The 19,404-nt window shown below is 67.3% G+C and carries 16 protein-coding genes and 1 pseudogene; 13 read left to right on the top strand and 4 right to left on the bottom strand.

What is annotated here, in order from left to right; all coding sequences use genetic code 11:
* Positions 1 to 119: 119 nt before the first annotated feature.
* Entirely contained in the window at positions 120 to 998 is an 879-nt protein-coding gene (locus Q0116_RS13995) for a ZIP family metal transporter (RefSeq protein WP_297889654.1), read from the bottom strand.
* Positions 999 to 1,173: 175 nt separating this feature from the next.
* On the opposite strand from Q0116_RS13995, the gene Q0116_RS13990 reads away from it, so the two are divergent.
* From Q0116_RS13990 to Q0116_RS13965, 6 genes are all read left to right on the top strand, one after another.
* Positions 1,174 to 2,829, top strand: coding sequence for a GTPBP1 family GTP-binding protein (locus tag Q0116_RS13990; protein ID WP_297889653.1), 1,656 nt, complete (start codon positions 1,174 to 1,176; stop codon positions 2,827 to 2,829).
* Positions 2,830 to 3,021: 192 nt separating this feature from the next.
* A complete protein-coding gene (locus Q0116_RS13985; protein ID WP_297889651.1) occupies positions 3,022 to 4,650 on the top strand; it encodes an ABC transporter substrate-binding protein in 1,629 nt (542 codons plus the stop codon).
* 193 nt (positions 4,651 to 4,843) lie between these two features.
* Positions 4,844 to 5,842 carry an ABC transporter permease gene (locus tag Q0116_RS13980; RefSeq protein ID WP_297889648.1) on the top strand — a complete coding sequence of 333 codons (999 nt, stop codon included), beginning with the start codon at positions 4,844 to 4,846 and terminating at the stop codon, positions 5,840 to 5,842.
* Positions 5,842 to 6,822 (top strand): ABC transporter permease, encoded by a 981-nt coding sequence (locus Q0116_RS13975; RefSeq protein ID WP_297889645.1) that lies wholly within the window; start codon positions 5,842 to 5,844, stop codon positions 6,820 to 6,822. Before Q0116_RS13980 ends, Q0116_RS13975 begins: the two co-directional genes overlap by 1 nt.
* A gap of 1 nt (position 6,823) precedes the next feature.
* A complete protein-coding gene (locus Q0116_RS13970; RefSeq protein WP_297889642.1) occupies positions 6,824 to 7,945 on the top strand; it encodes an ABC transporter ATP-binding protein in 1,122 nt (373 codons plus the stop codon).
* The gene (locus tag Q0116_RS13965; RefSeq protein WP_297889639.1) at positions 7,942 to 9,300 is read left to right on the top strand and encodes an ABC transporter ATP-binding protein; all 1,359 of its coding nucleotides are present in this window, start codon (positions 7,942 to 7,944) and stop codon (positions 9,298 to 9,300) included. Before Q0116_RS13970 ends, Q0116_RS13965 begins: the two co-directional genes overlap by 4 nt.
* A 56-nt stretch (positions 9,301 to 9,356) precedes the next feature.
* On the opposite strand, the gene Q0116_RS13960 is transcribed toward Q0116_RS13965, so the two are convergent.
* Complete coding sequence (locus Q0116_RS13960) at positions 9,357 to 9,854, bottom strand: hypothetical protein (protein WP_297889636.1); 498 nt, start codon at positions 9,852 to 9,854, stop codon at positions 9,357 to 9,359.
* A 294-nt stretch (positions 9,855 to 10,148) separates the two neighbouring features.
* Between Q0116_RS13960 and Q0116_RS13955 the strand changes: the two genes are divergently transcribed.
* The 7 genes from Q0116_RS13955 to Q0116_RS13925 all read left to right on the top strand — a co-directional run bounded on the left by Q0116_RS13955 (position 10,149) and on the right by Q0116_RS13925 (position 18,334).
* A complete protein-coding gene (locus Q0116_RS13955) occupies positions 10,149 to 12,035 on the top strand; it encodes an ABC transporter substrate-binding protein (protein ID WP_297889633.1) in 1,887 nt (628 codons plus the stop codon).
* A gap of 271 nt (positions 12,036 to 12,306) precedes the next feature.
* Positions 12,307 to 13,395 (top strand): ABC transporter permease, encoded by a 1,089-nt coding sequence (locus Q0116_RS13950; RefSeq protein WP_297889630.1) that lies wholly within the window; start codon positions 12,307 to 12,309, stop codon positions 13,393 to 13,395.
* A 1-nt stretch (position 13,396) separates the two neighbouring features.
* Positions 13,397 to 14,947 carry an ABC transporter permease gene (locus Q0116_RS13945; RefSeq protein ID WP_297889626.1) on the top strand — a complete coding sequence of 517 codons (1,551 nt, stop codon included), beginning with the start codon at positions 13,397 to 13,399 and terminating at the stop codon, positions 14,945 to 14,947.
* Complete coding sequence (locus Q0116_RS13940) at positions 14,947 to 16,035, top strand: ABC transporter ATP-binding protein (RefSeq protein WP_297889624.1); 1,089 nt, start codon at positions 14,947 to 14,949, stop codon at positions 16,033 to 16,035. The genes Q0116_RS13945 and Q0116_RS13940 overlap by 1 nt, the downstream gene beginning before the upstream one ends.
* Positions 16,032 to 17,366, top strand: coding sequence for an ABC transporter ATP-binding protein (locus Q0116_RS13935; RefSeq protein WP_297889621.1), 1,335 nt, complete (start codon positions 16,032 to 16,034; stop codon positions 17,364 to 17,366). The genes Q0116_RS13940 and Q0116_RS13935 overlap by 4 nt, the downstream gene beginning before the upstream one ends.
* A complete protein-coding gene (locus Q0116_RS13930) occupies positions 17,350 to 17,748 on the top strand; it encodes a hypothetical protein (RefSeq protein ID WP_297889619.1) in 399 nt (132 codons plus the stop codon). Before Q0116_RS13935 ends, Q0116_RS13930 begins: the two co-directional genes overlap by 17 nt.
* Before the next feature lie 40 nt (positions 17,749 to 17,788).
* Positions 17,789 to 18,334, top strand: a complete 546-nt coding sequence (locus tag Q0116_RS13925; RefSeq protein ID WP_297889617.1) for a hypothetical protein — start codon at positions 17,789 to 17,791, stop codon at positions 18,332 to 18,334.
* 371 nt (positions 18,335 to 18,705) lie between these two features.
* Here the strand turns inward: Q0116_RS13925 and Q0116_RS13920 are convergent, their stop codons facing one another.
* Positions 18,706 to 18,969: a hypothetical protein gene (locus tag Q0116_RS13920; protein WP_297889615.1), complete on the bottom strand. Its 264-nt coding sequence runs from the start codon at positions 18,967 to 18,969 to the stop codon at positions 18,706 to 18,708.
* 61 nt (positions 18,970 to 19,030) lie between these two features.
* Positions 19,031 to 19,339, bottom strand: a pseudogene (locus Q0116_RS13915) (aminotransferase class I/II-fold pyridoxal phosphate-dependent enzyme); the annotation flags it as partial.
* Between the last annotated feature and the right edge of the window lie 65 nt (positions 19,340 to 19,404).

Here is a 19,404-nt window from a genome sequence, read left to right as displayed (position 1 = left end):
GTACCCAGCGGGAGGCCGCGGACGTGGCCGGCGTGACGCCGGTGACCGTCCGGCGGACGTACGTCGACCTGACGGAGTCGTAACGTCGGGCGTGGACGCCGGACCGCGGGGAGAGATCGTCAGGTGATCAGGAGCCAGGCGAGGGCGACGGCGACGCCGCCGGTGACGGAGCTGATCGCCGCGTGGGTGCGCAGTCGGTCGCGGAGCCGGTGACCGTCGCTCGCGGCGTCCGCGGGACAGGTCTCGCTCCCCGCCGTACACTCCGGCAGCAGGTCGACGGCGACGTGGAGGAACACGCCGGCCCCGACGCCGAACAGCAGCCCGCGGAGGGCGCTGGACGGGGCGAGGCCGACCGCGGCCACCGGGAGGGCGACGAGGCCGACGGCCGCCGCCGGGAGCGCGAGGGTGACGATCGACCGGTCGCGGCCCGCGAGGCGGCGGGCCGCCGCGTAGCCGGCCGGCACCTTGTGGGAGACGAGGGCGATGCCGAGCAGCGAGGTGAGCGACGGCATCGCGCCGTAGATGGCCCCGATTATCGCGCCGGCCGCGAGAGCGTGGACCGTCAGCTCCGCCGCCGTGTGCTCGACGGGGAGGTCGAGGTGCGCGAACCGGTGTCCGAGCGAGTGGCCGGCGTACCCGGCCAGGAACCCCGCGGCGATGCCGAGCCCGCCGAACCGCGTGTGTTGGGCGAGCGCCTGCGGGATCAGGAACAGCGCCGTGCTCGTCACCATCGCGCCGCTCGCCAGTCCGTACCCCCAGACCGGTTCGAGGGGGTGATCGGCCGCAACCGTCCGAGCCCCCAGCGGCGCGCCGACGGCCATGGCGCCGAAGGCGGTCCAAGAGATGGCGAGCAGCTTCCACGTGACCCCCGCGGCGAGCGCGAGCGCCGAGAGCCCGGCGAGCGCGACCACGCCGCCGACGCCGACCGCCCACTCGCGGGGCGCTATCGAGCCGCGACCGCCCGTCGCTCCGTCGGTGTCGGTCTCGAATGCCGTCATTGTACAGTAATAACTATACTGTCTAGATTAATAATATTTCCGACGGGGCGTCCCGACTCCCCCGACGGGCGAGCCGCGCCGTTCGGGGGCGCTCCCGAGGGCTCGGTACCGATCACGTGCCGTGGGTCCACGTACCACGAAAACCGTTAAGCCCGGCTGTCGCTTACGTTCGCCCATGAGCGCTGACCGGTCCGCCCTCAGGCGGGCCATCGAGCGCGGCGAGCGGGACGGCGGCGCGATCGAGTTCAAGGAGCGGCTGACGCGCGAGGTCCACCTCGCCGACGGGCGCATGGAGTCGCTCGTGGCCCAGCTCCGCCATCGCGTCCTCTCCGGCGACGGCGAGGCCACCTACGTCCTCGGCGTGACCGACGACGGGGGGCTGGCGGGCGTCTCCCCCGACGCCTTCTCCGAGACGATGGACGTGCTCTCGCTTCTGGCCGACGAGGCCGACGCCCACATCGCCGACGCCGAGACGTGGAGCGCCGGCTCCGGCGGCGACGGCGACGAGGCGGGGCTCGTGGGCCTCGCCACGCTCCGCGACGGCGGCGTGTTCGAGGCCGACGAGGACCACCTCGTGGTCGGCACGGCGGGCCACGTCGACCACGGCAAGTCGACGCTCGTCGGAACGCTCGTCACGGGGCGCGCCGACGACGGGCAGGGCGGCACGCGCGGCTTCCTCGACGTCCAGCCCCACGAGGTCGAGCGCGGCCTCTCGGCCGACCTCTCGTACGCGGTGTACGGCTTCGCCGACGGCGCGGACGAGCCGGTCCGGATGGACAACCCGCACCGCAAGTCCGACCGCGCGGGGGTCGTCGAGGCCGCCGACCGGCTCGTCTCCTTCGTCGACACCGTCGGCCACGAGCCGTGGCTCCGGACGACGATCCGCGGGATCGTCGGCCAGAAGCTCGACTACGGGCTCCTCGTGGTCGCCGCCGACGACGGGCCGACGAAGACCACCCGCGAGCACCTCGGCATCCTGCTGGCGACCGAGCTGCCGACGCTCGTCGCGATCACGAAGGCGGACGCCGTGAGCGACGACCGGCTCGCCGCGGTCGAACGCGAGGTCGAGTCGATGCTCCGAGACGCCGGACAGACCCCCCTGTTGGTCGACCGGCACGGCGTCGACACCGCGGTCGCGGAGGTCGGCGACGGCGTCGTCCCCCTGCTGCGGACCAGCGCGGTGACGAAGGACGGGGTCGAGACGCTCGACCGCCTGTTCGAGCGCCTCCCGAAGCGCGCGACGCCCGACCGCGAGGCGTTCCGGATGTACGTCGACCGCAGCTACAAGGTGACGGGCGTGGGCGCGGTCGCGTCCGGAACGGTGAACTCGGGGACCGTCGAGACGGGCGACGAGCTCCTGCTCGGCCCCATGCCCGACGGCTCGTTCCGCGAGGTGGAGGTGCGGTCGATCGAGATGCACTACCACCGGGTCGACAAGGCGACCGCCGGGCGGATCGTCGGCATCGCGCTGAAGGGCGTCGACGAGGCGGAGATCGAACGGGGGATGGCGCTGGTGCCGAGGGACAGCGAACCCCGGCCGGTCCGGGAGTTCGAGGCCGAGGTGATGGTGCTCAACCACCCGACCCGGATTCAGGAGGGGTACGAGCCGGTGGTCCACTTGGAGACGCTCTCCGAGGCGGCCGCGTTCTTCCCGGACGAGGGGCGGCTGCTCCCGGGCGACACGGGGAACGCGCGCGTCCGGTTCAAGTTCCGGCCGTACCTGATCGAGCCGGGACAGCGGTTCGTCTTCCGGGAGGGGTCGAGCAAGGGCGTCGGGACGGTGACGGATATCGGGGAGACGGACGGCGGGCCGTCGGCCGACGACCGCTGATCTGGGAGTTTCCGACCGTCGCCGACCGCTGATCCGAATTCGACCGCCGTCGACCGACGGATTCCGTTATTTTCGCTGATCCGAGCGGTGCGCGTGCGAATTTGTCGCCACAAAAGGACGACCGGCCGAACAGAGTGACCGTACGAACACGCTGACCCCAAACCTTATTATATGGAAAGAAGAGTTGCCTGTATGCGACGAGAAAACACGGAACGCATTTCGCGACGAAAGGTCCTCGCCGGCACCGCGGCCGGGACCTCGCTCTTCCTCGCCGGGTGTTCCGGCGGCGGAGACGGCTCCGACGGCGGCGATGGGAGCGACGGCGGCGACGGGAGCGACCTGCCGAACCAGGAGCTGTACTTCGCGCAGGTGAAGGGCCCGCTCGACATGGACCCCGTCATCATCAACGACGTCCCGTCCGCGCAGATCGCGGGCCGGATCTTCGACGGGATCTACGAGTACGACGAGGGCGTCGGGCTCGTGCCGGGGATCGCCTCCGACATGCCGACGGTCGAGCGCGAGGGGACCCGGTACATCGTGCCGGTCCGCGACGACGCCATGTTCCAGAACGGTGACCCGGTGACGGCGGAAGACGTGATGCACACGGTCCTCGCGCCCGCCGAGGAGGAGACGGAGAACGCCTCCGAGGTCAACATGGTCGACACGGCGGAAGTGATCGACGAGACGACCGTCCAGTTCGACCTGGCGTACCCCTACGGGGCGTTCGAGACCGCGCTGGTCCGGAGCGTCGTCAACAAGGAGGTCCGGACGAGCGACCGCGAGGCGTACAACACCGACCCGGTCGGTTCGGGGCCGTTCCAGCTCGCCGAGTGGGAGCCCGAGAGCTACGCGACGCTCGAGCGCTGGGACGACTACTGGGGCGACTCGAACGGGCTGCCGAACCTCGCGACCGTCGAGTTCGACCCGATCGAAGAACAGACCACGCGGGTGACGGAGCTCGAGACGGGGAACGTCGACATCATCGAGACCATCCCGCCGCAGCTGTACGAGACGGTCCGGAACAACGAGGACGCCACGATCAGCGAGACGCCCGGCATCGGCTACTTCTACCTCGCGTTCAACTGCGGCGAGGGGCCGACGTCCGACCCGCTCGTCCGCGAGGCGGTCGACTACTGCGTCTCGATGGACCAGGCGGTCTCGAACTTCGTCGAGCCGGCCGGCGTGCGGCAGGTGAGCCCGTACCCGCGGACGATGGCCGAGGAGTGGGAGTTCCCGCTCGACGAGTGGGGCGACATCTCGCACGACCAGGACCTCGAGCAGGCGCAGGCGCTGTTCGAGGAGGCCGGCGTGGACATGGACTACAACTGGCGCATCATCGTCCCGCCGGACGACAAGCGCGAACAGATCGGCATCTCGATCGGCGACGGGCTCCAGAACGCCGGCTTCGAGAACGTCCAGGTCCAGCGGCTGGACTGGGGCACGTTCCTCGACGCGTACGTCACCGGCGACTCGGAGCAGTACAACATGTACACGCTCGGCTGGTCCGGCTCGCCCGACCCGGACGCGTTCGCGTACCAGCTGCTGAGCCAGGAAGTCGAGGGGACGACCAACGGGACGTTCCACGAGTACGACGAGGCCTCCGAGATGCTGACGCAGGCCCGCGAGAGCGCCGACTACGAGGAGCGGCGCCAGCTCTACATCGACGCGACGACGGAGCTGCTCGAGGGGCGCGTCCACATCCCGGCGTACAACCTCAAGAACTCCTACGGCATCCACAACAGCGTGTCGGACTTCAGCTCCCACGCCATCTCCAGCGAGATCCAGCTCTTCACCGGGCACAACAACGTCGCGGTCGAGTAACGGTTCGGTCAGGTAGCGGTCCGGTCGAGCGACGGTTCGGCCTCGAACCGCCTCGTCCGCACCGATTCGAAACCGGAACGCGGTCAGTCTGACTCCGGTTCGAACGCTTCGAGGAACAGCGGCGCGGCGAAAGCGGCAAAAATCGGGCACACTAAATAATCGTCCAAGAACATCGACGATAGCAACCACACAGATGGGGCTCTTACGGTACACACTTTGGCGGCTCGCACAGGCGATCCCGGTACTGATCGGTATCATCACGATCACGTTCTTCCTCGCGAACCAGATCCCGGGGGACCCGGTCGAGATCATGCTGGGGCCCAGCCCGGCACAGGAACAGGTCGAGGCGATCCGGGCGCGGTACGGGCTGGACCGCCCGGCGTACCAGCGGTTCCTGACCTACCTCGCCGGGGTGGCGACCGGGGACCTCGGGCAGAGCATCTACTACGACCGGCCGGTCCTCGAGATGATCATGCTCCGGCTCCCGGTGACGCTGTACCTCACCGTGTCGGCGTTCGTCTTCGCGATCGTGACCGCGATACCGCTGGGCGTCATCTCGGCGAAGCGGCGCAACAAGCCCGCCGACCACGTCTCGCGGATCGTCTCGCTCATCGGCGTGTCGACGCCGTCGTTCTGGATCGGCCTCATGCTCATCATCGTCTTCGCGTTCTACTTGGGGTGGTTCCCGGCGCGGGGGCTCCCGGTGCCGTGGGCGTCGCCGGCCGACGTCAGGGGCGCGGAGACGCAGCTCCAGGTCCTGCGGACGTCGCTGTACCACCTCGCGATGCCGATGGTGGCGCTGGGAACGCTCCAGATGGCGCAGATCACGCGGATCGAACGGTCGTCGATGGTGGAGTCGCTCCAGGGCGAGTACGTCAAGCTCGCCCGCGCCTACGGCGTCTCCGAGTCGAAGATCGTCCGCAAACACGCCTTCCAGGTCGCACAGCTGCCCGTGATCACGATCGTCGGCCTCGGCCTCTCGACGGCGCTCGGCGGGGCGGTCCTCACCGAGACCGTCTTCGAGATCCAGGGGATGGGCCGGCTGATCATCACGGCGATCAACAACCAGGACTACGAGCTCATCATGGGGACGACGTTCATGTTCGGCGTCGCGTTCGTCGTCGGCGTCATCATCACCGACATCGCGTACGCCTACATCGACCCCCGCGTCGCCTACGGTGACGAGACATAATGGCTACCGAAACAGACTCAGCGACCGACGGCTCGACGGACACGGAGGGAACGGGTGCCGGAGAAGTCGAGGCCCGCGTCGGCCTCCGGTACACCCTGCGGCAGGTGAAACGCGACACGACGGCCCGGATCGGGATCTACACCGTCGGGTTCATCACGCTCGTGGCGGTGCTCGGCTCGCTCGACTACTACGTCTTCGACTACGGCGTCGCGGAGGCGATCTGGTACAGCCCGGTCCAGGACCCCGAACAGGTCCGGCGGCTCCTCCCGCCGGTCGGGATGGAGAACCAGTACGGGCAGGGCACGCTCGAACACCCGATGGGGACCGACCACCGCGGCCGCGACATCCTCGGCCGGCTGTTCTACGGCACGCGGATCGCCATCACCGTCGGGTTCATGGCCACGGCGATCGGCCTCGTCGGCGGCACGCTGATCGGCGCGGTGTCGGGCTACTACGGGGGCTGGATCGACGACGTGCTCCAGCGCGTCACGGAGACCATCTACGCGATCCCGTTCCTCGTGTTGGTCATCGCGTTCATGACCGCATTCGGGCGGGACCTCAGCTTCGCGATGATCGGCGTGGGGATCACGTCCGTCCCGGTGTTCAACCGGCTGATCCGTTCCCGCGTCGTCTCCGTCCGCGAGGAGGACTACATCGAGGCCGCCCGCGCGGCGGGCGTGAAAGACCGGAACATCATCCTGCGGCACGTCATCCCGAACAGCTTCGCCCCGGTGCTCGTCCAGGCGACGCTCCAGATCGGGGTGAGCATCCTCATCGTCGCCGGGCTCTCGTTCCTCGGCTTCGGCGCGCAGCCGCCGACGCCGTCGTGGGGGCAGATGCTCTCGGCGTCGCGGAACTACATGCTCCCGGCCCCGACGTTCAGCCTCTTCCCCGGCATCGCGATCCTGATCACCGTCATCGGCTTCAACATCTTGGGCGACGGCCTCCAAGACGCCCTGGACCCGCGGATAAACAACTGATATGACCGAACCACTACTCAGCGTACGCGATCTCAAGACACAGTTCTTCACCGAAGACGGGACGGTCCGCGCCGTCGACGGGATCTCCTTCGACGTGTACGAGGGAGAGATCGTCGGGCTCGTCGGCGAGTCCGGCGCGGGCAAGTCCGTCGCGACCTCCAGTATCCTCCGGCTGGTCGACAGCCCGGGCGAGATCGTCGGCGGCGAGATCGAGTTCAAAGGCGAGACGATCTTCGGGCTCGAGGAGGACGGCGCCGGCGAACTGCGGCCGCGAGACGAGATGCTCACCGAGTCCGAGATGCGCAAACGGATCCGCGGCCGCGAGATCGCGATCATCTTCCAGGACCCGATGGAGTCGCTGAACCCCGTCTTCACCGTCGGGGGGCAGCTCCGCGAGTTCATCGAGATCAACCGCGACCTCGACCCGGACGAGGCGAGAGAGGAGGCGATCGACATGCTCCGGGAGGTCGGGATCCCCGCGCCGGAGTCCCGGTACGACGAGTATCCGCACCAGTTCTCCGGGGGGATGCGCCAGCGCGTGCTGATCGCGATGGCGCTCGCGTGCCAGCCGGACCTGATCATCGCCGACGAGCCGACGACCGCCCTCGACGTCACGGTCGAAGGCGAGATCCTCGAGATGGTGACGGACCTACAAGAGAAGTACGACACGTCGTTCATCTGGGTCACCCACGACATGAGCGTCGTCGCGGAGATCTGCGACCGGGTCAACGTGATGTACCTCGGCGAGATCATCGAGCAGGCCGAGGTGGACGACCTGTTCTACGACACGAAGCACCCGTACACGTCGGCGCTGCTCGACTCGATGCCGCGACCGGACAAGACGGTCGACGAGCTCAGGCCGATCGAGGGGGTGATGCCCGAGGCGATCAACCCGCCCTCGGGCTGCCGGTTCCACTCCAGGTGCCCCGAGGCCCGGGAGGTGTGCCGCGAGGTCCACCCGGACCTGCGGGACCTGAGCGACGAGGGCGCGGCGACGCACACGGGCGCGTGCGTGAAACACGACGCGTTCGACGTCGGGTACGACGACAGCCCGGCGATCGAGACGCAGACCGGGAGCGGGTTCTCCGCCGGCCTCACGGAGACGGGGGGTGAGGCGGAATGAGCGGGGTCGGCCCCGCCGAGTCGGACCCCGACGCCCTGCTCCAGGTCCGCGACCTGTGCAAGTACTTCGACAACGACAGCGGCCTCCTCGGCAGCGTGGGCCTCGACGACGAGTTCCCGTACGTCACCCGGTCGTCGTCGAACGTGCGCGCGGTCGACGGCGTGAGCTTCGACATCAAGGAGGGGGAGACGCTCGGGCTGGTCGGCGAGTCCGGCTGCGGGAAGTCGACGCTCGCGCGGACCGTCCTCCGGTTGCTCGAACCGACGAGCGGGAGCGTCTACTTCCAGGGCGAGGACCTCGCGTCGCTGTCCGGCGAGCCGCTGCGGCGGATGCGGAAGGACATGCAGATGATCTTTCAGGACCCGCAGTCGTCGCTCGACCCGCGGATGAAGGTCGGTCCGATCGTCGAGGAGCCGATGCAGGCCCACGGGATGCTCGACGAGGAGGGGCGCGAGGCGCGCGCCAAGGAGCTGTTAGAGAAGGTGGGGCTCGACCCGCAACACTACAACCGGTACCCCCACGCGTTCTCCGGCGGGCAACGCCAGCGCGTCAACCTCGCGCGGGCGCTGTCGGTGAACCCCGACTTCATCGTCTGCGACGAGCCGGTGTCGGCGCTCGACGTCTCGATCCAGGCGCAGGTGCTCAACACGATGGAGGAGCTGCAAGAGGAGTTCGACCTGACGTACCTCTTCATCGCGCACGACCTGAGCGTCATCCGGCACATCTCCGACCGGGTGGCGGTGATGTACCTCGGCAACATCGTCGAGCTGGCCGACAAGGAGGAGCTGTTCGAGAACCCGAGACACCCGTACACCCGGGCGCTGCTCGACGCGATCCCGGTGCCGGATCCGCGGAGCGGCGGCCGCGACGAGCTCCTGTCCGGCGACGTTCCGTCGCCGATCGACCCGCCCTCGGGCTGCCGGTTCCGGACGCGGTGTCCGAAGCTGATCCAGCCGGAGGCGTACGACATGACGGACGAGACGTGGCGGAACGTCGTGCGGTTCCAGCGGGCGGTCAAGCGCCGGGCGTTCGAGGAGACCGATCCCGACGCGCTCCGCGGTCGGTACTTCGACGACGGCGTACCGAGCGGCGACGCGGGCACGCTGCTCGACGAGGCGCTCGGCCACATCCAGCGCGACGAGTGGGACGACGCCGAGGCGATCCTCACCGAGCGGTTCGCGGACGAGAGCGTCTGCGCGACGGCGAAGCCGGCCTACGAGATCGAGTCGGCCCTGACCGACGGCCGCCACTACGCCGCGTGTCACCTGCGCCGCGACGAGGCGGTCGCCAGCGCCGTCGACGAGAGCGCGTTGGACGGCGCGGCGCGCCTCGGCACGCCCGAGGCGGACGACTGAGCGGCCCGCCGCCGCGTTTTTTCTGAAGACGTGCGGAGCCGACCGGGGGTCGCCGGCTATCGGATCCGTATCCGAACGCTGTCCTCGTGACGCTCGTCGGCGTCGGGGACCGGAACGAACGCCGAAATCGTGTGTTCCCCCCGGTCGGCGCGGACGGAGCGGTCGAGGCCGTCGCCGTCGGTCCGGCGGAAGCGGCCGTTCCAGGTGGCCGTCGCCCGCTTCGTCTCCCCGGCCCGGAACGCGAGCGTAGACTCCTCGGCGCGCACGTAGAGCCGCTCGTCCGTGGCCTCTAACACGCCGTCGACCGCCCAGCCCCACGCGCGGCGGGTCGAGGTGGGAACCTCGACCGGAACCGGCAGTCGGTTGCGGATCGCGACGGTGATCGTGACCGGTTCGTCGGGCGCGTACTCGGCGGCGTCCGTGCTGACGGCGACGTCGACCGCGCGCCGCGCCACCGACCGGGGCACGACGCGACCGAGGGCGCTCGAGAGGTAGTTCTTCGTCTCGTCGAAGCCGGTGCGGTCCGTCGAACTGTCGTGGCGTCTGTCGACCATGTGGGGCTCTGAAACCGGGAGGGACGAGGCGTCGGTCGCCGTTCGGGTCGCGGTACGCGTGTCGCGGTACTAAGGGTTCGGGTCGGCGGACGGCGGCGACGGACGCTCGTTTGGGTCGTGGCGGAAGCCTCCGATCGGGACAAGGGTCGGATTCTTGCCATCTCGCACAGCACGTAACGAGTGGGGGCACAGGTTCAGGATCCGGTGAAAAAGCTCGGTCCGAACGGGGAGATCGAGTACCGATAACTCATTATATCGAAAGCGTTAATTATTGTGCTTAGGGATCAAGTGTGTATGTCTGACAAAGACAATTTCAAACGGCGCCAGTTCCTCCGAGTGACTGGAGCGTCGGCACTCACGGCTAGCATCGCGGGCTGTTCCGGGAACGGCGGCGACGGCGGAGACGGATCCGACGGCGAAGACGGAATGGACGGATCCGACGGCGAAGACGGAGACGACGGCGGAGACGGAGACGACGGCGAGTTGGAACTCCCGTCTTCGTACCCGTACGGAGCGAACGAGAACCGGATCCAGGAGGCCCGAGCGGCGATGGAAGAGGCCGGGTACGGGCCCGACAACCGGTTCAGCCTCGATTGGCTCCAGTACAACTCGCCGGCGTGGGAGGAGATCGCGAATACGCTCCGAGCCCGCCTCGAGTCGGTCTACATCGATATGAACATCAGCAAGGCCGACTTCGGCGCCCTCCTCGAGCGGACCGAGAAAGGCGAGATGGACGCGTTCACCCTCGGTTGGATCGCGGACTACCCGGGGATCAGGAACTTCACGCAGCTGGTCGATCCGGACAACACGGTTTACGACGCCGAAGGGGCGTCGCCGAACGGCGCACGGCTGTTCTGGAGCGAAGACTCCTACACCGACCCCCAAGTCCGTAGCGCGATGACGGAGGCGTTCGCGGGGATCTCGGGCAATCCGGAGAACACCGACGAGGCGGCAAGCGCACGCGGCGACGCGACCCTCCGGCTGGAGAAGCTGCTCTGGGAGTCCGCGGCGCTGCTCCCGGTGTACCACAGCGTCGAGGACCTGTTCTGGTACGACCGAGTCGACTACGACCCGCCGGGCGGGATGGGCGCGTCCCGGGCGAAGACCAGCACGTCCGTCCGCGGGCTCGAAGGCAGCAGCACGCTGAACGGGACGTCCGCGACGTTCAACGCGCTCGACCCGATCGCCTCGGGGAACACGGCGAGCGGCGCCAAGATCATGGACATGTTCGACGCGCCGTTCAACTACGTCAACGGGACGGTCGAGGTCGAACCGCTCCTGATCGAGGACTACTCCACGAACGACGACCTCACCGAGTACGAGTTCACCCTCAAGGAGGGAATCCAGTTCCACGGCGACTACGGAGAGGTGACCGCGGACGATATGGTCTACTCGATCCGACGGCTCGTCGAGTCCTCGAACTCGACGAACACCTACTTCCCGATCAGCGTCCTGAACATCGACCGCGAGGAGGACGAGGACGGGAACGTCGTGCCGGAGTCGGTCGCCGTCGAAGCGACCGGCGACTACACCTTCACCGTCACGCTCCGCGAGCCGTTCGGCTACGCGCTCGAGGTGCTCAGCTACTCGGCGTTCTCGGCCGTCCCCGAGGGCATCGTCGGCGACATCGAGGGGTACGACGGCGACATGACCTTCCAGGAGTTCTCGACGAACCCGGTCGGCTGCGGTCCGTTCGTCTTCGAGCAGTGGGAGTCCGGCGTCGGCGGCGAGTTCCGTGCCTCGGCGTTCGGGGACTACCACGGCGATGCGCCGGCGATCGACAACGTCCAAGACGCGATCCTCAGCGATCCGAACGCGATCTACAATCGGTTCCTCAACGAGAACGCGGACGCCGGCGGGATCCCGACCTCGCAGTTCGATCCCGGGCTCATCGACCTGACGAGCCAAGACGGCGCCCAGCAGACCGGAACGTACGGGCCGCTCGGGAACGACAAGACGGTCAACATGTCGCGGACGCCGACCATCGACACGTTCTACGTCGGGTTCAACATGGAGAACGTGCCCAAGCCGGTCCGGAAGGCGATGGCGTACGTGATGACGCGCGACGACTTCGTCGAGAGCGTGTTCAAGGGCCGCGGCGAGTCCGCGTACCACCTCACGCCCCCGCAGGTCTTCCCCGGCGGCGGTGACGGGTACGCCAACCACTGGCAGGGCGAGTAACCCGCGACAGCGTCGCTTATCGGCTTCGGACCGGCCGTTCGCCCTCCCTCGCGGTCGTTTGATCGGTATGGTTAAGAATGGCCACCAGTATCACTCCATTACGTTTGCGTCCCACAGATTCGACGAACGATCGACAGTCGTTGACGGCACCGACAAGTCGCGCGCGGGGTGTCCGGACCGTGTTACGTTCGTGCGGGCCGGTCCCGGCTAATCAGTCCTCCCAGCCTCAACCCGTCGGCGGGACATCGGTTCCCGGCCCGGTGATCGGAGCATGAATCGAGGCGTCTACATACTCAAGCGGTTAGGACTCGCGATCCCGGTGATGATATTCGGGATCACGATGTCGTTTCTGATCCTCTACCTCGGGCCGATCGACCCCGTCGGGAGCATCCTCGGTCGACAGGCGACGCCGGCGGACATCCGACAGCTCCGGATGGCGCTGAACTACATCGACTCGGCCGGAAACCCCGTTCCCCTGTGGGAACAGTACTTCCGAGTCGTCAGCGACCTGTTCCTGCTCGACTTCGGTGACTCGTGGGTCATCCAGCGCGAGACGCCCGTCACCACGCTCATCATCAACCGGATGCCCGCGACGCTCTGGCTCGGGTTCTGGTCGGTCGTCATCGCGCTCGGGGTCGGCGTCCCGGTCGGGCTGTACGCCGGCCTGCGCGCGAACACGTTCCGCGACTACGCGAGTTCGGGGTTCGGGATCATCTGGCGCGCGATGCCGAACTTCTGGCTCGCCGTCATCATCTCCGGGCTGATCACCGCCGGTGGCGCCCTCAGCTTCTACCGCACGGCGATCGTCGAGACGCAGGTCACCGGGACCCCCGATGCGCTGGGCAACCTGTTCACCAACGTGGAGATATTCAGCGGCATCCCGTACCTGGAGCTGTTGTTCATTCCGGTACCCAATCCCGGCCCGATGTTCGTCGCGTTCAAGTGGATACTGCCCGCGGCGCTCGTGCTCGGATCGTCGTCGATGGGTAACGAGGTACGGATCGGACGGACGGCGGTGCTCGAGAGCATCAACTCGAAGTACGTCGAGACGGCGAAGGCCAAGGGCGTGTCACCCCGTCGGATCATCGCCAAACACGTCGGCCGAAACGCGATCATCCCGCTTCTGCCCGTCGTCATGGGCGAGTTCTACCTGCTGATCGGGGGATCCGTCCTCGTCGAGTCGGTGTTCGGTATCAACGGTCTCGGGAATCTCTTCTTCAGCGCGGTGCTGGGGCCGGACATCCCGCTGGTGATGGCTCTCGTGTTCATCTTCATCGTGATCCAGATCCTCTTCAACATCAGCCAAGACCTCCTGTACACGTACATCGACCCGCGAATCAGCCTTGGAGAGAGTGAGTAACATGTCCGATAGACATTCCACCGAGTCGATTCGAGAGGAACTGACACACCGCGATAATCTGTCGCTCACCGCCCGTATCGCGGAGAACCCGGAGCCGTTCGTGTGGTGGGCCGTTCCGATGTTCGTGTTGCTCGCCGTCGAGTTCGCCACGTGGGGGGGGATCCTGGTCGGCATGCTCGACGCGTTGGTCCTCGGAGTGACCGCCCTCATCGACATCGTCGTGGGGTACGTCTCGCCCGGACTCGCACAGGTGGTGACCGATTTCCAGGCCGGCGTGGTCGGGATGCTCCGCAGCGTGGGGGGGACGCTCGGCGAGCTGCCGACGCTGTTCAGCCGCGAAGTCATCCCGAACCAGGGGCATCAGACCCCGAACGGCGCGTGGCAGGGCACCTTCCTCGGGCTTCAGCCGGCGGTCGCATGGGCTCTCAGGTTCACGCTCATCATGGCGTACGCGCTCTTTACCGCCTACTGGGCGTTCCGCGGGTGGCTCGTCTACCGCGACCACTACCGCGAGTCCGACTGGACTCCGACGGACGACATCGTCAACAATCTCCGTGGACACCGTTGGGGACAGTTCGGAATCATCGTGTTGGTCGTGTTCCTGACGATGGCGACGTTCGGGTCCGCGCTGGCTCCCTCGACGGTCAGTCAGAACATCCAGAGCCCCTACGGCGAGGAGAGCCAGATCCAGTACCTCTCGGAGGAAGGGACGGTCGAGACGGTGTTCGCCGGCGACGCCAACTTCAACTCGAAGTCGAAGGGTGCGGTCGATACCAACGTGGGCGTGATGACCTACGACGACTACGGCCGCTTCCACCCGTTCGGAACGCTCCCGAACGGCCGCGACCTGTTCACGTTCATGATGGGCGGCGCCAGGATCACGATGATCGTCTCGGGGATGGCGATCACGGGGGCCGCGGTGGTGGCCATGACGCTGTCGATGCTGTCCGCGTACTACAGCGGGTCGCTCGACCTCGGGATACTCACGGTCGCGGACGGAGTCGTCTCCGTGCCACAGCTGCTGTTGCTGATAATGATGAGCGCGGTCTTCGCGAACACGTGGCTCGGGGCGGTACTCGACGGCGGGTTCCTGTTGGCGCTCATATTCGCGTTCACAACGTGGCCGTTCCTGTGGCGGGCGGTTCGGGGCCCGGCGCTACAGGTCGCGCAGGAAGACTGGGTCCGCGCCGCGGAGAGCTACGGCCAACGGCCGCGGAACATCATGCAAAAGCACATGCTCCCCTACGTCCTCGGGTACCTGCTCGTCTACGCCTCGATGTCCGTCGGCGGGATCATCATCAGCCTCTCGGCGCTGTCGTTCCTCGGTAACGGCTTGGGGATATCACCCCCGACGCCCGCCTGGGGGCGGGCGATATCGGCCGGGCAGAGCTACGTCTCGTCGCCCTCGTGGCACATCTCGCTGATCCCCGGGCTGATGATCGTGCTCCTCGTCACCGGAATGAACGCCCTCGGTGACGGAATCCGCGACGCCATCGATCCGGAGGTCGAGACCGGCGAGGGCGAGGAGGCGGCCGCCGGAGGTGGTGCGTGATGGCCCGATCACAGAGCGCGAGCACGGACGCCACGGACGGCCGCGAGGATCCGATCCTCTCCGTCAGAGACCTCCAAACGGTCTTCTACACGGACGACGAAACGATTCGGGCGGTCGACTCGGTGAGCTTCGACGTCGGTCGCGGCGAGACGGTCGGAATCGTCGGCGAGTCTGGGTCCGGCAAGAGCGTCACCGCCCGCTCGATCATGGGGCTGATCGAGTCACCGGGGAAGGTGCTCCCGGAGTCGTCGATCTCGTTCGACGGACAGGAGCTCACCGACCTCTCGGAGAAGCAGTACCAGTCGATCCGTGGGAGCGGGATCGGAATGGTCTTTCAGGACCCGCAGCAGTCGCTTAACCCGGTCTACACCGTCGGCAACCAGATCCGTGAGTCGCTCGCGGTCAACCGCGACATCACGGGCGAGGAGGCGACCGAGGAGGCGACGAGACTGCTCCGAGCCGTCGGCATTCCGGACGCCAAGCGTCGGTTGGACGAGTACCCGCACGAGTTCTCCGGCGGAATGCGCCAGCGCGCCGTCATCGCGATGATGCTGGCGTGTGACCCCGACTTCCTGATCTGCGACGAGCCGACGACCGCGCTCGACGTGACGATCCAGGCGCAGATCCTCGACCTCCTGAAGGAGCTACAGGAAGAGCGCGGGCTGTCGATACTGTTCATCACCCACGACATGGGAGTCATCGCTGACATCGCGGACCGCGTGAACGTGATGTACGCGGGACAGATCGTCGAGAAGGCGCCCGTCGAAGAGCTGTTCGGGAATCCGCATCACCCGTACACGCGGGCGCTGCTCAGGTCTATTCCGGGCGAACACTCTCGTGCGGACGGGCTCGAAACGATCGAGGGACAGGTTCCGACGCCGAACGAGCCGGCCGATCACTGTCGGTTCGCGCCCCGGTGTCCGAAGGCGTTCGACGACTGCGAGGAGGTACCGCCGCAGCACGTTGCCGTCGGTGACGCCGAGGACCACACGGCGGCGTGTCTGTTGTACCCTGACGATCTGAGCGAGACGGCGCGCGTGGAGAAACACGTCGAAATAGCGAACGAGAGTACGGAGGAACACTCATGAGCAACGCAGTCGAGCAGTCGGCTCCAGCCGAGGAGTCGGAGGTACTGGTGGAAGTCGAGGGGCTGAAGAAGTACTACGGAGGCGACGGGATGTTCGCCGACCCGCCGGTGAAGGCGGTCGACGGCGTCTCCTTCGAGATCGAGCGCGGCGAGACGGTCGGGTTGGTCGGCGAGTCCGGGTGTGGAAAGAGCACCCTCGGGCGCACCATGCTGGCGCTCGAAAACGCCACCGAGGGCTCGATCAGATACGACGGCACGGACATCACGACGCTCTCCGGGAAGGATCTGAAGGAGTGGCGAAAGAACGCCCAGATGGTGTTCCAAGACCCCGAGTCCAGCCTGAACGACCGGATGACGGTCGGAGAGATCATTCGGGAGCCGCTCGACGCGCACGACTGGAAGACGATGAACGACCGCCGCGAGCGGGTGCTCGATCTGCTGTCCGCGGTCGGTCTTCCCGACAAGCACTACTTCCGGTACCCTCACCAGTTCTCCGGCGGCCAGCGTCAGCGGATAGGGATCGCTCGCGCGCTCGCGCTCGAACCGGACTTCCTCGTCCTCGACGAGCCGGTCTCCGCGCTCGACGTGAGCGTTCAGGCGAAGATCATCAAGCTCCTCGAGGACCTCCAAGAGGAGTTCAACCTCACCTATCTGCTCATCGCCCACGACCTCTCCGTGGTCCGGTACATCTCCGACCGCGTCGCCGTGATGTACCTCGGGAAGATCATGGAGATGGGCGAAGCGGAGGAACTGTTCACGGACGCGTCGAACCCGTACACGCAGTCGCTGTTGTCTGCCATTCCGGAGCCAGACCCGACCAAGACGTCTCGCCGGATAACGCTCTCGGGGACGCCCCCGAGTCCGAGCGACGCGCCGGCGGGCTGTAACCTCTCGACGCGCTGCCCGGCGAAGATCAAGCCGGAGTCGTACGCCGACCTCGACGAGGACCTCTGGGAGGGGATCGAGCGGTTCAGGGAGGTCGTCCGCGAGCGCGCTCGCATCGCGCTCTCGACGGGGGACCGAGTCAGGCGGCAGTTCGACCGATTCGACCGGTTCGACGACATCGAGGAGAGCAGGGCGGACACCTTCGACGGCATCGAGGTGCCTGAGCGGGTCGACGAGGAGATCCAGACCGCTGTCGAGATGGTCAAACGGGGGCGGCCGACGGAGGCGCAAGAACACCTCTACGAGGAGTTCGCCAGCGTCTGTGACGACGAACCGCCCGAGATGTACGAGGTGTCCGCGTCGGGTCGGTACAGCTACTGTCACCGGCACTCCGACGAGTACGAGGACGTAGACCCCGTGCTTACGCGCCGTGCGGACAGCGACTAACGCCGACCGGATCAGCGAGTTCGCCGTCTGGGTCGGCGCCGCGTCGGCCGCCGTCGTCGGGGCCTGCGCCGTCGTCGCCTTCGCGTTCGGTGACGGCCTGATCACGCTGAAGTACGTCCTGTTCGTCGTCGGGTTCGCGCTGTTCGGTCTGGGCTCGTTAGCCATTCAACCCAAGTCGAAGCGTCGTGACCGCGAACGCGTCACCCTCGACACCGACGAGGCGTGGGACGTCGAGACCAGACTCATGCGGCTTCCCCCGCTCCGCGAGCGAGCGATTCCGTTCGAAGAGCGAGTGAGCCGCAACGTGAAGGCGTTCGTGACGAGCCTGGTCGTGTTGGGCGTGTCGCTGTTGCTCGAACTCGTCGCAGGCGTCGGCGTCTGAAGCGCACAAGCGTTTTACCTCTCTGTGACAGTGCGAGAGCATGGTTCGAACGGACCCGAACGGACGGGACGCGGACGACGCCGAGCGGCGCGCACGGTCGGTTGAACAGTCCAAGACGGGGCTACAGCGGACGGTCGAGGACATGAAGGCGATGGCCGCCGACCGCGAGGAGGCCGGATACGAGACGTTCACGGTCGCGGCGGGGGACACGACGCCGAAGTCGCCGGACACGGGCGAGACGGACGAGTGGGGGCTGAGCTACGTCGTTCCGGGCGACGTCGAAGACGAGTTCGTCGCGCTGTCCGAACGTGCCGACTTCGACGAGATCGGAGTGTATCAGGCCGACGGTGAGGGGGTTCGGTTCATCGTCACCGAGTGTCTCGACCACGACGAGCAGATCGCGATGTTCGTCGCCGGCACGTTCCGACTCCGGTTCGCGGCGCCGCTCGTCAGGACGGCCCTCGACCGCGGACGCATGTACACGCACGTGAAGAAGGTCGACGGGACGGCTCTCGGGTCGATCGAACACGAGGACCCGAGCGCGTTCTTCCCGGAGCCGGAGTCGGTGTACGCCTACGAGCGCTGACCGCGTCTCGCCGGGAGCGAGCGGTCGCCGGTCACCGGCCGGGTTCCGCCGTCTCGACCACCTCGACCGGCGCCGCCAGCGGGTTGGTCGCCTTCCGTCGCCATCCGCGTGCCGACGACCCCTCGTAAGCGATCCGCAGTTCGGCGTCCGTCGGGGGACCGGTGGACTCGGTGTCGTCGTTCCCCGATCGATGGCGTCGGCCACCCGGTCGCCGCGGGGCGTCACGTCACCCGCCTCGCGGTGCGGTTGGTTCTCTATCGTCACCCCCGTCGCGACGTCGAGACTCCGCGCGCACGTCTGGTCGCCGGCGCCGGGACTGGCGTCGGATGGCGTCGAGAACGGGGCCGGAATAAAAGGACCGCCCGGACCGGTCAGACGTACTCGAGGATGTCTCGGAAGTTGATCGCGACGGCCAGCGCGGCGCTGACGACCAAGACGATGATCGTCGCCATCGGGTCCATCGCCTCCGTCCCCTGCGAGTACACCACCATGCCGTACATCTCCTTCGTGAGCGCGTCCATCGTCCCGCCGACGAAGAAGACGCGGATGAAGTCCTCGAACGAGCGGAGCCACGCGAACACGAAGCCCGCGGCGATGGCGGGCGAGATGATCGGGAGCGTGACGTCTTTCAGCACGCCCCGCCAGTTCGAGGAGCCGCCTGCGGCGCTCGGCGGAGAGCGTCACGCCGGTCGGGTTGTGGAAGTTCGGGATGGTGTACAGCAGCTTCGGGAGCGGCTCGCCCGCCGCGTCGCGGGCGGCGAGCTCGTCGGCGAGGGCCTCGACGTCGAGCCCGTCGGCGTCCATCTCGCACCCCTCGATGTCGACGCCGTAGTTGCGGAACAGCCGCAGCGCGCCCATGAACGTTGGCGACTCGACGAACACCGTGTCGCCGGGGTCGAGGAAGGTCTGACACACCGTGTCTATCGCGTTCGTCGCGCCGTTCGTCAGGTGGAGCTGTGACGTCGTACAGTCGATGCCGCGGTCGCGGGCCCGATCGACGATCACCTCGGGGAGCGCGTCGGCTCACTCCGCCACGGAGACCAGCTCCATCAGCGGGTAGCCGTCCTCCA

This window comes from uncultured Halorubrum sp. (assembly GCF_937146585.1).
In the GTDB taxonomy this organism is placed as follows: domain Archaea; phylum Halobacteriota; class Halobacteria; order Halobacteriales; family Haloferacaceae; genus Halorubrum; species Halorubrum miltondacostae.
The sequence above is the reverse complement of the archived record's forward strand: the minus strand, read 5'-3'. Positions and strand labels throughout refer to the sequence as shown.

What these genes read in the sequence shown, in the direction of transcription:
- Q0116_RS13935 (WP_297889621.1), top strand. Translation starts at nt 16,032, where the DNA reads ATGAGCAACGCAGTCGAGCAGTCGGCTCCAGCCGAGGAGTCGGAGGTA.
- Q0116_RS13965 (WP_297889639.1), top strand. Translation starts at nt 7,942, where the DNA reads ATGAGCGGGGTCGGCCCCGCCGAGTCGGACCCCGACGCCCTGCTCCAG.
- Q0116_RS13995 (WP_297889654.1), bottom strand. Translation starts at nt 998, where the DNA reads ATGACGGCATTCGAGACCGACACCGACGGAGCGACGGGCGGTCGCGGC.
- Q0116_RS13960 (WP_297889636.1), bottom strand. Translation starts at nt 9,854, where the DNA reads ATGGTCGACAGACGCCACGACAGTTCGACGGACCGCACCGGCTTCGAC.
- Q0116_RS13970 (WP_297889642.1), top strand. Translation starts at nt 6,824, where the DNA reads ATGACCGAACCACTACTCAGCGTACGCGATCTCAAGACACAGTTCTTC.
- Q0116_RS13945 (WP_297889626.1), top strand. Translation starts at nt 13,397, where the DNA reads ATGTCCGATAGACATTCCACCGAGTCGATTCGAGAGGAACTGACACAC.
- Q0116_RS13975 (WP_297889645.1), top strand. Translation starts at nt 5,842, where the DNA reads ATGGCTACCGAAACAGACTCAGCGACCGACGGCTCGACGGACACGGAG.
- Q0116_RS13980 (WP_297889648.1), top strand. Translation starts at nt 4,844, where the DNA reads ATGGGGCTCTTACGGTACACACTTTGGCGGCTCGCACAGGCGATCCCG.
- Q0116_RS13950 (WP_297889630.1), top strand. Translation starts at nt 12,307, where the DNA reads ATGAATCGAGGCGTCTACATACTCAAGCGGTTAGGACTCGCGATCCCG.
- Q0116_RS13940 (WP_297889624.1), top strand. Translation starts at nt 14,947, where the DNA reads ATGGCCCGATCACAGAGCGCGAGCACGGACGCCACGGACGGCCGCGAG.
- Q0116_RS13985 (WP_297889651.1), top strand. Translation starts at nt 3,022, where the DNA reads ATGCGACGAGAAAACACGGAACGCATTTCGCGACGAAAGGTCCTCGCC.
- Q0116_RS13990 (WP_297889653.1), top strand. Translation starts at nt 1,174, where the DNA reads ATGAGCGCTGACCGGTCCGCCCTCAGGCGGGCCATCGAGCGCGGCGAG.
- Q0116_RS13925 (WP_297889617.1), top strand. Translation starts at nt 17,789, where the DNA reads ATGGTTCGAACGGACCCGAACGGACGGGACGCGGACGACGCCGAGCGG.
- Q0116_RS13955 (WP_297889633.1), top strand. Translation starts at nt 10,149, where the DNA reads ATGTCTGACAAAGACAATTTCAAACGGCGCCAGTTCCTCCGAGTGACT.